Below are 15,035 nucleotides of genomic sequence, written 5' to 3'. Positions count from 1 at the left end.
TCGAAGGGCGGGGGAGAAGGCACGCGCTGACAGTGCCGCAGGCTCACGCCCGCAGCACAAATGATCCTCAGCGCTTTTCGCGGATATCCGTCAGCGTTTTGGCGGGCGTGATGGCTTCCGGGTCGAGCCGGATTTCGATCAGCGCCGGTTTGCCGCTGGCCTGTGCGCGCTGGAATGCTTCGGCAAACGCTTCCGTCTTCTCCACCGTTTCGCCATGTCCGCCATAGGCGCGGGCAAGCGCTGCGAAATCGGGGTTGTTGATCGAGGTGCCGGAAACGCGGCCGGGATATTCGCGCTCCTGATGCATGCGGATCGTGCCGAAAATGCCGTTGTTCACCACCACCACGATGATCGGCAGGTTCTCCTGCACGGCGGTGGCGAATTCCTGACCGTTCATCATGAAGCAGCCATCGCCGGCAAATGCCAGCACGGGGCGCTCGGGGAAAAGCGCCTTGGCGGCCACGGCTGCCGGTGTGCCATAGCCCATCGAGCCGGAGGTCGGCGCGCCCTGCGTGGCGAAACGGCGGAAACGGTGGAAGCGGTGCACCCAGGTGGCGTAATTGCCTGCGCCATTGGTGAAGATCGCATCGTCCGGCAGAACGCTTTCCAGATACTCCATGATCGGACCCATCTGCACCGCGCCGGGGCCGGTCTTTGGCGGAGTCGACCAGTCGAGATAGGCCTGATGCAGGCGCTCGGTCTCTTCTGCCCATGGCATGTCACGGGGCGCGTCACCCGGTGCGAGCCCGGCAAACGCCTCGGCGAAGGCCGCCGATGATGCGTTGATGGCAAGCGTAGGGCGATAGACGCGGCCAAGCTCATTGGCGTCGGCGTGCACATGCACCAGCTTCTGGTCGGGATAGGGGCTCTTCATGAGCGTGTAGTCTGAGGACGGCATCTCGCTGAACCGGCCGCCGACGAGCAGCACCAGATCGGCATCCTTGACTGCGGCCGCGAGCTTCGGATTGGGGCCGATGCCCACATCGCCGGCATAGGAGGGGTGCAGGTGATCGAACAGCATCTGCCGGCGGAACGAGCAGCCAACGGGCAGCGACCATGCTTCCGCCGCCTTCTGGAAATCGGCCACGGCCTTCTCGTTCCAGCGCGAGCCGCCAAGAATGACGAAGGGCTGTTTGGCGTCCTTCAGGAGAGCGGCAAGCTCTTCCATCTCGGCTGCGCCCGGGCGCGTTTCGACCGGCGTGGCGGCCCGTGCTGCGGGCGCATCCACCAGGCTTGTCAGCATGTCCTCGGGAAGCGAAATCACCACCGGGCCGGGGCGGCCGGAGGTCGCGACCGAAAAGGCGCGCGTCAGGATTTCGGGAATCCGCGCCGCATCGTCGATCTCGGTCGCCCATTTGGCGATGGGGCCGAAAAAGGCGCGGTAATCCACTTCCTGAAACGCCTCGCGTTCGCGGGCATGGCTCGCCACCTGTCCGATGAACAGGATCATCGGCGTGGAATCCTGCATGGCGATGTGGACGCCGGGCGATGCGTTGGTCGCGCCGGGGCCGCGTGTGACGAAGCAGATGCCGGGCTGGCCGGTCAGCCGTCCGTGGCAGTCCGCCATCATCGCCGCGCCGCCTTCCTGGCGGCAGACAATGTTGCGGATCTTTGAATCGTGAAGCGCGTCGAGCACCGCCAGGTAGCTTTCGCCCGGCACGCTGAAAATGCGGTCGACGCCATTGGCTTCAAGGCTGTCGACGATAAGCTGGCCACCGGTCTTCATTCGCTGTCGTCTCCGATTTCGCGCAGGATCTCTGCCGTGTGTTCGCCAAGCCGGGGGCTTGGCCGTTCATAGGAAAGCGGGGTTTGTGAAAGGGCGATGGGCGCACGCACCGAAGGCAGCGCCGTCCCGTGTCCGTCATCGAGCGAAAGCTGCATGCCGCGCGCCTTCACCTGCGGATCATCGAACATTTCCTCAATCGTGTTGATCGGGCTCGCCGGCACCGCATTGGCGTCGAACTTGCCCAGAAGTTCCGCCTTTTCCCAGCCCGCCAGCGTGGCGACGATGCGCTCGCGCAGCGCCGTGCGGTTGGCCACGCGCGCCGGGTTGGTTGCAAAGCGTTCGTCTGCCGGGAGATCGTCAAGGCCGACGATCTTGCAGAAGCGCTGGAACTGGCCGTCATTGCCCACGGCGAGGATGATGTGCCCGTCCTTCACCGGCAGCACCTCATAGGGCGCGATGTTCATGTGGGCGTTGCCCATCTGCACCGGGCTGTTGCCGGAGATCAGATAATTCATGTTCTGGTTGGCAAGCACGGCCACCTGGCTGTCGAGCAGCGCCATGTCGATGTGCTGGCCCTGGCCGGTCGCCTCCGCGTGGCGAAGTGCGGCCTGAATGGCGATCACCGAGTAGAGCCCGGTGAAGATGTCGCTCACCGCCACGCCCACCTTCTGCGGCTCGCCGCCCGGTGCGCCGGTGATGGACATCAGCCCCGACATGCCCTGAATGATGAAGTCGTAGCCCGCGCGCGGCGCATAGGGGCCGGTCTGGCCAAAGCCGGTGATGGAGCAATAGACGAGGCGCGGGTTGATGGCCTTCAGGCTCTCATAATCGAGCCCGTATTTTTTGAGCCCGCCCAGCTTGAAATTCTCGATCAGAACGTCAGCGGTGGCGATCAGCTTTTTCAGCTTCTCCGCCTCTTCCGGCTTCGAGAAGTCGAGCGCGATGGAGCGCTTGCCCCGGTTGCACGAATGGTAATAGGCGGCCGAAAGGTTCTCGCCGTCCGCACCTTCCACGAAGGGCGGTCCCCATTTGCGGGTGTCGTCGCCGCCATTGGGGTTTTCGACCTTGATGACATCGGCGCCCAGATCGGCCAGAACCTGGCCCGCCCAGGGACCGGCCAGAATGCGCGCCAATTCGATGACGCGAACGCCCTTCAGGGGTGGGTTGTTCATGATCGCCCGCAGCCCTCCAAAACTGATATGCTTTTGAGGTAGCAAACGGCCCGGTCGCCTTCTAGATGCGCTCACCGCATTATTTTGGCATTAATTGATGATTTTTTCGGCCCAGGCCGCAAAGTCCTCCATGGCCTGCTCGCGCCCGATCTCCCTGAGGGATTCGTGCCGGAAACCCTCGTAAATCCTTGTTTCGAGATTCGAAAAGCCGTGTTTGCGCAGATGCGTTTCAAGCTTCCGTGTGATCTTGCCGCCGCGTGTCGAAGGATCTTCCGAACCGCCGACCAGTTGATAGGGCAGGGTCTTGCGCGCTGCCGCAAGCGTCGCCGGGTCGGCGGGGCCCCGACCCAGTTCGAACAGCACCGTCCAGATGCCGACCGACGGATCCCAGCCGGACAGCGGATCGGCGATATAGGCGTCGACCTCGGCAGCGTCCCGCGACAGCCAGTCGGACCCGGTGCGCCGCTCCGGGAAGGCGCTCGCCCAGAGCGCAAAGGTGAATTTCGGCAGAAGCCATGAAGGCACATCCGATCCGAGGCGGAAGCGCTCCCACGCCAGAACCGACCGGCCGGCGAAAGCTTCCAGCGCAGTGGTCAGCGGTGCGTTCCACACCGCAGCACCCGCCAGCCGGTCGCCATGGCGAAGTGCGAAATTGAGGGCGATCATGCCGCCCATCGAATGCCCGAAGATGACCACCGGCAGACCGGGATGTTCCCGGGCGATATGATCATGCACCGCGTTGACGTCCGTGAGCAGCGTGTCCATCCCGACGCCTGGTCCGAAATGGCCAAGCGGGGCGCCCGGCGCTTTTGTTTCGCCATGGCCGCGATGGTCGTGTGCATAGACGTGAAAGCCACGCTGCGACAGGAAATCGGCGAAGGCCGCATAGCGCGCGGCATGCTCCGCAACGCCATGGTTTATCTGCACGGCAGCGCGCGCCTCGCCGCTCGCCGAGCGTTTGAACAGATGCAGATCAGCACCGGTCGGCGTTGCAAGCCGTGTTTCGATATCGAAGCCCATCTTCCCTCCGTGCTGCGGATTGCCCCGCCGCTTCGTTTGGCCTACATACGCTGCTCAACAGGTTCCCCCCAATTCGAGTGAGACGGAGCGCGACGAGCCACATGGCACGCCAATTCATCTACCACATGTCCGGCCTCAACAAGGCCTACGGCTCCAAGAAGGTTCTTGAGAACGTTCATCTGTCCTTTTACCCGGACGCCAAGATCGGCATTCTCGGCCCCAACGGCGCGGGTAAGTCGACCGTGCTCAGGATCATGGCCGGTCTCGACAAGGAGTTCACCGGCGAAGCATGGCTCGCCGAAGGCGCGACCTGCGGATATCTGCCGCAGGAGCCGCAGCTTGATCCGGCCCTCGACGTGATGGGCAATGTGATGGAGGGCGTCGCCGCCAAGAAGGCGATCCTCGACCGCTACAACGAGCTGATGATGGACTACTCCGACGAGACGGCGGAGGAGGCTTCCCAGCTTCAGGATCAGATCGACAGCCAGAACCTCTGGGATCTGGAAAGCCAGGTCGAAATGGCCATGGAAGCGCTGCGCTGCCCGCCGGCCGATGCATCCATCGACCATCTGTCGGGTGGTGAAAAGCGCCGCGTGGCGCTGTGCCAGCTTCTCCTGCGCCAGCCCGACCTGCTGCTGCTCGACGAACCGACCAACCATCTGGACGCAGAAACCACAGCGTGGCTTGAAAAGCACCTGCGCGAATATCCCGGCGCCGTGATGATCATCACCCACGATCGCTACTTCCTCGACAATGTCACCGGCTGGATTCTCGAGCTCGACCGTGGTCGTGGCATTCCCTATGAAGGCAATTACACCGCCTATCTGGAAGCCAAGGCCAAGCGCATGGCGCAGGAAGGCCGCGAAGAGGCCGCCCGTGAGAAGGCGCTGTCGCGCGAGCGCGAGTGGATGGCAGCCAGCCCCAAGGCCCGTCAGGCCAAGTCGAAGGCCCGTATCCGCGCCTATGACGAGCTGGTGCAGTCTGCCGCCGACCGGCGTCCCGGCGATGCGCAGATCATCATTCCGGCCGGCGAACGCCTCGGCAATGTGGTCATCGAGGCCGAAGGCCTCTCCAAGGGCTATGGCGACCGCCTCCTGATCGACGGTCTCGACTTCAAGCTGCCGCCCGGCGGCATTGTCGGCGTGATCGGCGCCAACGGCGCGGGTAAGACCACGCTGTTCCGCATGATCACCGGCCAGGAAAAGCCCGATGGTGGCGAGATCCGTGTCGGCGAGACCGTCAAGCTCGGCTATGTCGACCAGAGCCGCGACTCGCTCGACCCCGACAAGACGGTCTGGGAAGAGATTTCCGGCGGCAACGACATCATCAAGCTTGGCGCTCACGAAGTGAACAGCCGCGCCTATTGCTCGTCCTTCAACTTCAAGGGCGGCGACCAGCAGCAGAAGGTCGGCTCGCTGTCCGGCGGTCAGCGCAACCGCGTTCACATGGCCAAGCTGCTCAAGGAAGGCGGCAACGTCCTGCTGCTCGACGAACCGACCAACGACCTCGACACCGAGACGCTGGCCGCACTCGAAGACGCGCTGGAAAACTTCGCCGGCTGCGCCGTTATCATCTCGCATGACCGCATGTTCCTCGACCGTCTGGCCACGCACATCCTCGCCTTTGAGGGCGACAGCCATGTGGAGTGGTTCGAGGGCAACTTCGAGGATTACGAGCAGGACAAGATCCGCCGTCTCGGCCCCGACAGCGTCAACCCCAGGCGGGTGACCTACAAGCGCCTGACGCGGTAGACAGACCGAAACGTGTCTGTAGAATGAGCATTCGGGAAGGGGCTTCGGCCCCTTCTCTTTTTGCGTTCACACTCTGTTTGAGTGTTTCGTTCATTATTGCATCGTGAACGCCTGGGGCAGTGTTTCCTTGACACCGTGGCGTCACGTCGTAAATCGGCCATAGATCGCCATGTATCCATTCGGACGCTAAAAGGGCGATCAAAACCATTTATGGAACGTCGGAATGACCGAGCCCGGTTTCCAGTCCGATGCTCCAGAAGGCAAACACAGGCACGGATCATGCTGCGCACCAGCGAGCAAGAGGCTTCAGACTTCGCACCGCACCATTCCAACGCCATGACGCGCGTCTGCGTCGGCGGAATTGGCGTCGAAATCCCTGAAGCGTCCATCTCCAATGAAGAATTGGTCGAGAGCTTCAACGCCTGGGTCGACACGGAAAACCCGAAGCGCGAGGCCGCCGGCCTGCCGCTGCTGGCGAAATCCGATGCCGGCTTCATCGAGCATGCGTCCGGCATCCAGCGCCGCCATGTCTATGAGCGTGACGGCATTCTCGATCCAGCCCGCATGGCGCCCAACATTCCCGCCCGCGCAGATGACGAACTTTCCGTCATGGCCGAGTTCGGCGTGGCTGCAGCACGAAAGGCGCTTGCCCATGCCGGCGTCGAGGCGCGCGATGTCGATCTTGTTATCTGTGCGTCCGCCCATCATCAGCGGCCCTATCCGGCCATCGCCATCGAGATCCAGAAGGCGCTCGGCACCAGCGGCGCTGGCTTCGACATGGGGCTTGGCTGCTCCTCGGCGCTCGCCGGCCTCCATGTGGCGACCAATCTCGTGCGCTCCGGCGCGCACCGCCGTGTGCTCGTCGTCACGCCGGAGCTCATCACCGCGCACCTGAACTTCCGCGACCGGCAGACCCACTTCATCTTCGGTGACGCCTCCGTGGCCGTTCTCATCGAGGCGCTGGGCGCGAGCGAGGAGCGTCCCGGCCGTTTCGAAATCGTCGACACGCGCAGCTGGACCCAGTTCTCAAACAACATCCGCACCAATTTCGGCTTCATGAGCCGCCTGGCGCAGGACGATCCGTCCTATCTCGCCATGGAAGGCAATCTCATCAAGCAGAACGGAAACAAGGTCTTCAAGGATGTGACCATTGCCGGTCACAAGTTCATTGTCGACTTTCTGGCGGAGCACGGTCACACGCCGGAGACGATGCGTCGCTTCTGGCTGCATCAGGCCAATGCGCGCATGAACGCCATGATCCTCAAGCTCGCCTTTGGCGGCGAGGTGGGGCAGGACCGTGCGCCCACCGTGCTCGACCGTCTGGGCAACACGGCAGCCGCTGGCGCAATCATCGCGCTTGAAGAAAAGCACCGGGACATGAAACCCGGCGAGCATGGGCTGCTATGCGCCTTTGGCGCCGGCTACTCCATTGGCGGCGCGCTCCTGCGCATGATGTGATGCAGGGCATGGCTGCCCGCCGGCAGGTTCAGTCCTGCCGGGCTTCCATGCCGTCTTCTTCCGCCGGATCGAGCAGGCGTGTGGCGCGCCAGCGCGTCAGAACGGTGTTGATGTCGTCCACCACGAAGTGCCGCGCCGCATCCCGGTCATAACCGTCTTCCAGCATCGCGTCGTAATCCGTGTGCTCATGGCGCACATGCGTCACCGTTGCCAGCCAAACGGCGATGGCCGGAGGCAGCGTGCGCAGCTTGCGGTCGTCTGCCTTGTCGCGGATCGCCTCGGCATCCGCCATCGGCGCCCAGGGAATCAGCAGCGTCAGCGCCTTGTCGACCGCTTTGCGCCGCCCGGTTGATGCCCGCTTCATGTCCCTGAAAACTCTCTTCTTCCCGTGCGCGGCCCGCATTGCCGCGCGCTGTGCCCCGCCTTGCCGCAAGCTTTGCCCCGCCTTGCCGCAGGCTGTGCAGTGTGAACTGCGCCGCCTTGCCAAGCAAGTCGAAACGATATAAACATATCTTTATATGTATCAGGAGAAGCGCATGCTGATGCGTCCGGCAATTCATCTCGACCAGATGGTCGATACGTTGAAGGCGGCGGCTGAAACCAGTCGCCTGCGTATCCTTGCGCTTCTGTCGCAGGGCGATCTGACCGTGACCGATCTGACCGAGATTCTCGGCCAGTCGCAGCCGCGCGTTTCCCGTCATCTCAAGCTCCTGCTCGAAGCCCATCTCATCGTCCGTTACCAGGAGGGTTCCTGGGCCTATTTCCGCCTGTCGGATGCCGACGCCGCGCGTGAATTCGTCGATGGCGTCGTGGTGCGGCTCGATCAGGCCGACCCGGTCATTGAGCGTGATCTGGAGCGGCTTGGTGCGATCAAGCGCCGGCGCGAGGAGAGGGCGGCGGAGTATTTTTCGCAGAACGCGGCAAGCTGGGATGAGATCCGCTCGCTTCACGTGCCCGACAAGGCCGTGGAAGAAGAGCTCCGAAAGCTCATCGGCGACCGGCCGTTCCAGTCCATGGTGGATCTTGGTACGGGCACCGGCCGCATGCTGGAGCTGTTCGCGCCGCTCTACCAGCGCGGGGTCGGCATTGATCTGTCGCGCGAGATGCTTGCGGTGGCCCGCGCCAATCTCGACCGGGCGGGCATCGCCAATGCGCAGGTGCGCCTTGGCGATATCTCCGCCCCGCAGCTTGAGCGTGATGCGCATGATCTGGTGACCATCCATCAGGTGTTGCACTATATCGACAGGCCAGGAAACGCCATCCGCGAGGCCGCCCGGCTTTTGAGGCCCGGCGGGCGGCTGGTGATCGTCGATTTCGCGCCGCATGAGCACGAGTTCCTGCGCGAGGAACATGCCCATATGCGGCTCGGACTGGCCGACAGCCAGATTGCAGAATGGCTCGAAGAGGCCGAACTCGATCTGGTCGAAACACTGGAATTTGCGCCGCGTGGCGAGGCCGGAAAGGGCCTCACGGTCAAGCTTTGGCTGGCCCGCGACCGGCGCATGCAGATTGCCGACGGCATGGCGCCGTCGATTGCTCAGAAGGAGACGGCTTGATGCCGCAACAGCGTTTTTCCCGTCAGCCGGACACGGCTGGCAAGCTCCGTGTGTCGTTCGAGTTCTTCCCCCCGAAGACGGATGCGATGGAGGACCGCCTGTGGGAAACGGTGAAGCGGCTTGAGCCTCTGGCGCCGTCCTTCGTCTCCGTCACCTATGGCGCGGGCGGCTCCACGCGCGAGCGCACGGCCCGCACGGTCCGCCGCATCCTTGAAGAGACGACGCTCACGCCGGCAGCTCACATGACCTGTGTTGATGCTTCGCGCGAGGAAGTCGATCAGGTGGTGGCCGAGTTCGTCGAAATGGGCGTAAAGCGCTTCGTGGCGCTGCGCGGCGATCCGAGTGCGGGTGTCGGCGCTGCCTATCGCCCCCATCCCAATGGCTACGCCAATGGCGCAGAGCTCACGGGCGCGATGAAGCTGCAGGGCGATCTCGATATCTCGGTGTCCGCCTATCCGGAAAAGCATCCCGAAAGCCCGGATTTCGCAACCGACATCGACATGCTCAAGCGCAAGGTCGACAATGGGGCGACACGCGCCATCACCCAGTTCTTCTTCGACAACGATCTCTATGAGCGTTACGTCGAGCGCGCGCGCCGCGCCGGCATCTACATCCCCATCGTTCCGGGCATTCTGCCGGTGCACAATTTCACGCAGGTGGCCAACTTTGCGGGCCGCTGCGGCGCAAGTGTTCCCGGCTGGCTGGCCGAGCGTTTCGCGGGGCTGGAAAACGAACCGCAGATCCACGCTCTTGTGGCTTCGGCGGTGGCCGCCGAGCAGGTTCTGGACCTTATCGAGCGCGGCATTGACGATTTCCATTTCTACACGATGAACCGTGCGGATCTTGTCTACGCCGTCAGCCACATGATCGGCATCCGCCCGAAGGCGGACCTTGGCGCCGAGCAGCCGGCGGCAGCATAAACCGCTTGTGAGAAAGGGCCGGCGAACCGGCCCTTTTTTATGTCTATCAACAAAATCCGGATAGCTGCCTTCCAGAGCATCGAAACCCTGGATCAACCCTTTTGCATCCGCATGGATGCGGGGAGGGGCTGGGTGGCTGTTCCGGTTATGGCTTTACGGCAACACGCCCATCACGAGAGCGCCGATAAAGACGAATGCCGCACAAATCATCAGTGCATTAACAGGCCGTGTCAGTCCCATGGCAAAGCCTCCTCTGCTTATGCTTCCCGGATTCTAGGGATGGGCGGGTCTGCGGCAAGCGGATTTTATGCTGCGCTGCGGTAGGAATCTGGAAAATCTGACCACTGTCGCGCGCGCCCTTTTGAAATCATCGGGCAATCGGTTTGATTCACTTTGTGTTAACGGATGCGCGCGATCAGCCGCCCGTCGATCACGATCAGGCCCGCCGCGATCAGCGCCATTCCGGCCATCTCGAAACGCGCCAGCCTTTCCCCCAGAAACACGGTTCCAAGCAGGATCGCGCTCACCGGATTGAGGAAGGTGACAAGCGAAGCGTTGGTCGCGCCCGCGCTTGCCAGGACACGGAAATAGATCAGATAGGCGAAGGCCGTCGAAAGGGCGGCAAGCCCGATCACGGCGGCCCAGACATTGCCCGAGAACGCAAACAGGTTGCCCGTGCCGTAAAGTGCCAGAACCAGCGGGATCATGATCACGCTCGAAGCGCTTAGCTGCCCGGCGGCGACGATGGGCGAAGGCACGTTGCGGAAGCGGCGCGCATAGATGAAGGCGAAGCCGTAGGAGACCGCACCGCCGATCATCGCGAACTTGGCCCAGATCGGCCCGCCCAGCCCGGCAAAAAGGCCGGGGCCGATCATCACCGCCGTGCCGGCGATGCCGAGTGCTATGCCCGTGATCTTCGTGACCGACAGTTTTTCATCCGCTGTCAGCATGTGTGCGAGGATGGCCGTCCAGAAGGGCGTCGTTGCATTGAGCACCGAGGCAAGCCCCGCGCCAACCTCCGTCTGGCCCATGAAGATCAGCGAAAACGGGATCACATTGTTCAGGAGCGCCATCACGCAGAAACTGCCCGCAAGCGGTAGCGCCGTGCGGAAAGAAGGGCCGCGCAGGGCGAGATAGGCCTGCAGGATCAGGGCTGCGATCGATACGCGAAACATGACCAGCATGAGCGGCGGCATCTCGCCGACCGCGATCCGCGCGAAGAAATAGGAGCCGCCCCAGACCGCGCCGAGAACGATGAGAAGCGCCCAGTTTTCAAGCGACATATGCGGCGTGGCGGTTCCGGCTGGCGATTGTGCGGTCATCGCATTGTCTTTCGTCTTGGTAACATTCGGGATCGAATGCCTGTCTGGTGCATTAAATCGGAGAGGCGTGCGCCGCCCACCCGAAACATGCCTTCCCGTTTCCTGTGCCGGAAAAACCCTTTGGAGGAGCGTTTACTTGAACGGCAAATCCTCTACCCTTCCGGTCCGCCCTAAGCGTTCAACCGAACCCGGAGCCGCCAATGCAGTTTTTTGAGACCGCCCGAGACGCCGCCATGAAGCTTCGTCCGGATGAGCCGATCTACTGCTTCCGGCCCGATGTTCTGAAAGCCGATGCACGTGATTTCATGGGGCAGTTCCCCGGCAAGACGGCCTATGCGGTCAAGACGAATGGCGAGAAACTGGTTTTGAAGACGCTGGCGGAAGCCGGCGTCGATGCGTTCGATGTGGCCTCACCCGCCGAGTTTGCCGCCGTCCGTTCCGTCGCGCCGCGGGCCGAGATGCTCTACATGCACCCGGTCAAGGCGCAGTCCGATATTCGCCTTGCGCTGGAGGAATACGGCATTCGCGTCATCGCGGTCGATCACGAGGATGAGGTCTCCAAACTGATCCGCGTGGTCCGCGCCCTCGATATCGATCCGGGCACGCTCACCGTCTTCGTGCGCATCCAGACCAAGGGGCACGCGGCCTACGAACTGTCGAAGAAATTCGGGGCCGGTCCCGCTCAGGCGGTTGAGCTTCTGCGGCGTCTGCATCGCCATGGCTACAGGCTTGGCCTGTGCTTCCATGTCGGTTCACAGATCCAGGACCCGGATACCTATGAGCGCGCGCTTGCCTCGGCAGACTGGGTGCGGGGCAGGGCGGGCGTGCCACTCGCCGCACTCGACGTTGGCGGTGGTTTCCCGGCGGAATATGGCCACGACCCGAACCGCAAGAAGCCCGAAATGCCGAGCCTTGATGAAATCATGGCGCGGTTGCGGGCCGATATTGTGGAGTGGGGCTTTGATGAAATGCCGCTCGTTGCGGAGCCCGGTCGCGTCATCGTTGCGCGCGCCTTTTCGCTGATCGTGCGCGTTCTCCTGCGCAAGGGCCGCCGGCTTTACATCAATGACGGCATCTGGGCCTCGCTCTCCGATTCCTGGACCGGAAAAATCACCCTGCCGGCCCGCTTCATTCCCGATCCCGCGATCCGCAACCGCAATGGCGATCCTGAAAAGGTGGTGCCGTTCAAGGTCTGCGGGGCGACCTGTGATTCCGTCGACATCCTGTCCCGTCCGTTCTGGCTGCCGGAAACGGTGGATACCGGCGACTGGATCGAGATCGGCCATATTGGCGCCTATTCCATGTCGCTAAGAACCCGGTTCAACGGGTTTTATCCCGACACGTTCGTCGAGGTGAAAACGCCTTTCGATGCGGGTTCCGCACCGGAAGGTTTCGCCAGCCTCGAAACCATGGCGGATTGATCGGGCGCACACGGAAAAGGGAACCGGAACTTGGAAGCGGAAGCACACGCCTTTCCACTGACGGAGATCGCCTTCGTCCTTCTGGTGGCCATTGCGCTCGGGCTCGGCCTGATGCGCCTGAAACAGCCTCCGCTTGTCGGTTTCATTCTGGCCGGTGTCGTCATGGGGCCGACCGGCTTCGGTCTCATCGGCAATTCCGACAGCGTGACCGCGCTTGCCGAGATGGGCGTGCTCATGCTGCTTTTCTTCATCGGCATGGAGCTTTCGCTGAGAGCCTTCATCATGAGCCTCAAACCTGCTGTCCTTGTGGCGGTCGGGCAATTGGCCGTGGCGCTGGCCATCGGTCTGTCCATCGCATGGATGGGCGGAACGGGGCTTTCCGAGGGCATCATCTTCGGCTTCATCATCGGCCTGTCGAGCACGGTCGTCGCCATGAAGATGCTCAGCGACATGGACGAGCTTCGCCGCGACGCGGGCCGCATCGCCATCGCCGTTCTGATCGCGCAGGACATTGCCGTGGTGCCGATGCTCATCATCGTCTCGGCCCTTGGCGGGGCCGACACGAGCCTTCTCGCCATCGCCGCCAAGGTGGCGCTGGCGGTCGGGTTTCTCGGCTGGCTCCTGTGGTGGCTCGGGCGACGCGGCAAGCTGCGCGTGCCCTTCGCGGCCGCCATTGCCGACAATGTCGAGATCCTGGCGCTTGGCGCGCTGGGCGTCTGTTTCGGCGCGGCCGCTCTCTCCGGCTTTCTCGGTCTCTCGCCCGCCTATGGCGCGTTCGTGGCCGGCATTCTGGTGGGCAACTCAAACCTGCGCGCCCGCATCATCCCGGTCATCGAGCCGATCCAGAGCATCCTCGTGGTGATCTTCTTCCTGTCCATAGGCCTTCTGTTCGACCTGACCTATATCTGGAACAATCTCTGGATGGTGCTGGGGGCCGCCCTTCTGGTCATCGCCGCCAAGACGCTGCTCAACGTCTTCCTGCTGCGCGCCACCGGGCACGACCGCAACACGGCGCTGATCGGCGGCCTCTCCATGGCGCAGATCGGCGAGTTCTCCTTCGTGCTGGCGGCTGCCGGCCTGTCGGCGGGCGCGCTCGGGCAGGACAGCTATCGCCTTGCCATCGCCGTCACGGCCATCTCGCTTCTCTTCTCGCCGGCGTGGATGTCGGTCATGCGCCGCATCGACTATGTGGCGGCCAAGGGCTTTTCTTCCTATCGCGAAGCGCTGTCGGAAGCCTATGCCGAAGAGATCGGGAATGTGGGTGAGGGGCTCTGGTGGGTGCGCGCCCGCTATCGCGCCGGCCGTCTGACCCTGCGCAAATGGCGCGCCCGCCGCGCGCTTGAAAAAGCCGCGAAAGCCGCCCGGAAGAAAGAAGAGAAGGCGGAAGAGGAAGCCGCCGAGGCGGCGGTCGCATCTGAGGCGGCGGAAGAAAAACCCCGGCAACCCGATGAAGAACCGGCTGCCGGGGCGTCTAAAGAAAACGCCTAGAGGTTGGAGAACAGCGTCGGCGTCGGCCAGCCATCGGCGGGCAGGCCAAGGCGCAGCTGTTCCTGACGCACCGCTTCGCGGGTGCCGGCGCCCAGAATGCCGTCGATCTTGCCCACGTCATGGCCGCGCGCGGCAAGCTTGGTCTGCAACTGCTTCATCGTCTCAGGCGCAAGGCCCTGCTCGGGCGAGCGCACGTCAAAGCGCGGTGCGCCGGCAAGGCGCGCCGCCAGATGCGCCGCCGTCAGCGTATAGATGAGAGACTGGTTCCATTCCAGATAGATGTCGTAATTGTCGTAGACGAGGAAGGCCGGTCCCTTGTGGCCCATCGGCAGAACCACAGCCGTCGCCATGCCATCGGCCGGAAGGGGGCTGCCATCGCGATAGGTCACGCCCATCGCCGCCCATTCCGAGCGCGGCAGCTTGGTCACGCGGCCGGTCTTCTCCCAGGCCATCTGATCGGGCACGCGCACTTCTTCCATCCAGGGCTGGCCAGGCTTCCAGCCAAGCGACTGGAGGTTCTTCGCCGCCGTCAGAATGGCGTCGGGCGAACTGCCTTTCAAATCCACCTTGCCGTCGCCGTCGCCATCGACACCCTTGGTGTAATAGTCGGACGGCAGCATCTGCATCTGGCCAATCTCGCCGGCCCACGCGCCGGTCACATTGGCCGGCACCCAGCCCTGATCGATCAGGTGCAGAAGCGCGATCAGCTGCGGGCGGAAGATTTCCGGCCGGCGGCAGTCATGCGCCAGCGTGGCGAGCGCGTTGAGCGTCGAGAAGTCGCCCTGCACCGCGCCGAAATCCGTTTCCAGCGCCCAGAAAGATGCGATCACCGGGCCGGGGACGCCAAACTCGTTCTGGGCGCGCGCGAAGGTGTTGGCGTATTTCTTCAGATTGGCCGCGCCGTTCTTCAGCCGGTAATCATTGATCATGCGGCCGGCGAATTCGGCAAAGGTCTGGTTGAACACGCCCTGCGCGCGGTCGCGTTGCAGAACCTTCTGCTCGATGCCGGCGCCGTTCAGCGCCGAAAGGCCGCGCTCGCCGATGCCGTCGGCTGCAGCCTCCTGCCGCACGCCTTCCCGCCAGGCGTTGAAATCGCCGCCACATTGCTGCGCCACGGCGCTGCCGGCAAAGCCAAAGGCGAACAGCGCCCCAAGCGCGATGGATTTTCTGCGCATATGAACTCTCCTTGATAACACGGGCT

12 protein-coding genes are annotated in these 15,035 nt (G+C 63.2%); 6 read left to right on the top strand and 6 right to left on the bottom strand.

Annotated elements, in window-relative coordinates; all coding sequences use genetic code 11:
* Positions 1-67: 67 nt before the first annotated feature.
* The 3 genes from ACRTG1_RS11525 to ACRTG1_RS11515 all read right to left on the bottom strand — a co-directional run bounded on the left by ACRTG1_RS11525 (position 68) and on the right by ACRTG1_RS11515 (position 3,918).
* Positions 68-1,726 (bottom strand): thiamine pyrophosphate-binding protein, encoded by a 1,659-nt coding sequence (locus tag ACRTG1_RS11525; RefSeq protein ID WP_432516306.1) that lies wholly within the window; start codon positions 1,724-1,726, stop codon positions 68-70.
* On the bottom strand, positions 1,723-2,898 hold the full coding sequence (locus tag ACRTG1_RS11520; protein ID WP_297563912.1) for a CaiB/BaiF CoA transferase family protein: 1,176 nt from the start codon (positions 2,896-2,898) through the stop codon (positions 1,723-1,725). The genes ACRTG1_RS11525 and ACRTG1_RS11520 overlap by 4 nt, the downstream gene beginning before the upstream one ends.
* A gap of 90 nt (positions 2,899-2,988) precedes the next feature.
* The gene (locus ACRTG1_RS11515) at positions 2,989-3,918 is read right to left on the bottom strand and encodes an alpha/beta fold hydrolase (RefSeq protein WP_432516305.1); all 930 of its coding nucleotides are present in this window, start codon (positions 3,916-3,918) and stop codon (positions 2,989-2,991) included.
* Between the two features lie 101 nt (positions 3,919-4,019).
* Here ACRTG1_RS11515 and ettA point away from each other — a divergent pair, with 101 nt between their 5' ends.
* Positions 4,020-5,669, top strand: coding sequence for an energy-dependent translational throttle protein EttA (ettA, locus tag ACRTG1_RS11510; RefSeq protein WP_206543910.1), 1,650 nt, complete (start codon positions 4,020-4,022; stop codon positions 5,667-5,669).
* A 336-nt stretch (positions 5,670-6,005) separates the two neighbouring features.
* Complete coding sequence (locus ACRTG1_RS11505; protein WP_432516335.1) at positions 6,006-7,127, top strand: beta-ketoacyl-ACP synthase III; 1,122 nt, start codon at positions 6,006-6,008, stop codon at positions 7,125-7,127.
* A 28-nt stretch (positions 7,128-7,155) separates the two neighbouring features.
* Here ACRTG1_RS11505 and ACRTG1_RS11500 read toward each other — a convergent pair whose 3' ends face one another.
* Positions 7,156-7,491, bottom strand: a complete 336-nt coding sequence (locus ACRTG1_RS11500) for a DUF2293 domain-containing protein (RefSeq protein ID WP_113155671.1) — start codon at positions 7,489-7,491, stop codon at positions 7,156-7,158.
* Positions 7,492-7,663: 172 nt separating this feature from the next.
* On the opposite strand from ACRTG1_RS11500, the gene ACRTG1_RS11495 reads away from it, so the two are divergent.
* Together ACRTG1_RS11495 and metF are read left to right on the top strand one after the other, a co-directional pair.
* Complete coding sequence (locus ACRTG1_RS11495) at positions 7,664-8,683, top strand: ArsR/SmtB family transcription factor (RefSeq protein ID WP_206554171.1); 1,020 nt, start codon at positions 7,664-7,666, stop codon at positions 8,681-8,683.
* The gene (metF, locus tag ACRTG1_RS11490; protein ID WP_206543909.1) at positions 8,683-9,603 is read left to right on the top strand and encodes a methylenetetrahydrofolate reductase [NAD(P)H]; all 921 of its coding nucleotides are present in this window, start codon (positions 8,683-8,685) and stop codon (positions 9,601-9,603) included. The genes ACRTG1_RS11495 and metF overlap by 1 nt, the downstream gene beginning before the upstream one ends.
* Before the next feature lie 398 nt (positions 9,604-10,001).
* Here the strand turns inward: metF and ACRTG1_RS11485 are convergent, their stop codons facing one another.
* Positions 10,002-10,925, bottom strand: coding sequence for a DMT family transporter (locus ACRTG1_RS11485; protein ID WP_432516304.1), 924 nt, complete (start codon positions 10,923-10,925; stop codon positions 10,002-10,004).
* Positions 10,926-11,125: 200 nt separating this feature from the next.
* On the opposite strand from ACRTG1_RS11485, the gene ACRTG1_RS11480 reads away from it, so the two are divergent.
* Both ACRTG1_RS11480 and ACRTG1_RS11475 read left to right on the top strand, forming a co-directional pair.
* The gene (locus tag ACRTG1_RS11480) at positions 11,126-12,346 is read left to right on the top strand and encodes an alanine racemase (protein ID WP_113155668.1); all 1,221 of its coding nucleotides are present in this window, start codon (positions 11,126-11,128) and stop codon (positions 12,344-12,346) included.
* Between the two features lie 30 nt (positions 12,347-12,376).
* A complete protein-coding gene (locus ACRTG1_RS11475; protein WP_297563902.1) occupies positions 12,377-13,834 on the top strand; it encodes a cation:proton antiporter in 1,458 nt (485 codons plus the stop codon).
* On the opposite strand, the gene ACRTG1_RS11470 is transcribed toward ACRTG1_RS11475, so the two are convergent.
* On the bottom strand, positions 13,831-15,009 hold the full coding sequence (locus tag ACRTG1_RS11470; protein ID WP_113155666.1) for a lytic murein transglycosylase: 1,179 nt from the start codon (positions 15,007-15,009) through the stop codon (positions 13,831-13,833). The two genes, ACRTG1_RS11475 and ACRTG1_RS11470, sit on opposite strands and share 4 nt — an antisense overlap.
* Between the last annotated feature and the right edge of the window lie 26 nt (positions 15,010-15,035).

The organism is Nitratireductor sp. PBL-C9 (assembly GCF_050877045.1).
Taxonomy (GTDB): domain Bacteria; phylum Pseudomonadota; class Alphaproteobacteria; order Rhizobiales; family Rhizobiaceae; genus Nitratireductor; species Nitratireductor aquimarinus.
This window is presented reverse-complemented; position numbering and strand designations above follow the sequence as displayed.

What these genes read in the sequence shown, in the direction of transcription:
- ACRTG1_RS11525 (WP_432516306.1), bottom strand. Translation starts at nt 1,726, where the DNA reads ATGAAGACCGGTGGCCAGCTTATCGTCGACAGCCTTGAAGCCAATGGC.
- ACRTG1_RS11520 (WP_297563912.1), bottom strand. Translation starts at nt 2,898, where the DNA reads ATGAACAACCCACCCCTGAAGGGCGTTCGCGTCATCGAATTGGCGCGC.
- ACRTG1_RS11515 (WP_432516305.1), bottom strand. Translation starts at nt 3,918, where the DNA reads ATGGGCTTCGATATCGAAACACGGCTTGCAACGCCGACCGGTGCTGAT.
- ettA (WP_206543910.1), top strand. Translation starts at nt 4,020, where the DNA reads ATGGCACGCCAATTCATCTACCACATGTCCGGCCTCAACAAGGCCTAC.
- ACRTG1_RS11505 (WP_432516335.1), top strand. Translation starts at nt 6,006, where the DNA reads ATGACGCGCGTCTGCGTCGGCGGAATTGGCGTCGAAATCCCTGAAGCG.
- ACRTG1_RS11500 (WP_113155671.1), bottom strand. Translation starts at nt 7,491, where the DNA reads ATGAAGCGGGCATCAACCGGGCGGCGCAAAGCGGTCGACAAGGCGCTG.
- ACRTG1_RS11495 (WP_206554171.1), top strand. Translation starts at nt 7,664, where the DNA reads ATGCTGATGCGTCCGGCAATTCATCTCGACCAGATGGTCGATACGTTG.
- metF (WP_206543909.1), top strand. Translation starts at nt 8,683, where the DNA reads ATGCCGCAACAGCGTTTTTCCCGTCAGCCGGACACGGCTGGCAAGCTC.
- ACRTG1_RS11485 (WP_432516304.1), bottom strand. Translation starts at nt 10,925, where the DNA reads ATGACCGCACAATCGCCAGCCGGAACCGCCACGCCGCATATGTCGCTT.
- ACRTG1_RS11480 (WP_113155668.1), top strand. Translation starts at nt 11,126, where the DNA reads ATGCAGTTTTTTGAGACCGCCCGAGACGCCGCCATGAAGCTTCGTCCG.
- ACRTG1_RS11470 (WP_113155666.1), bottom strand. Translation starts at nt 15,009, where the DNA reads ATGCGCAGAAAATCCATCGCGCTTGGGGCGCTGTTCGCCTTTGGCTTT.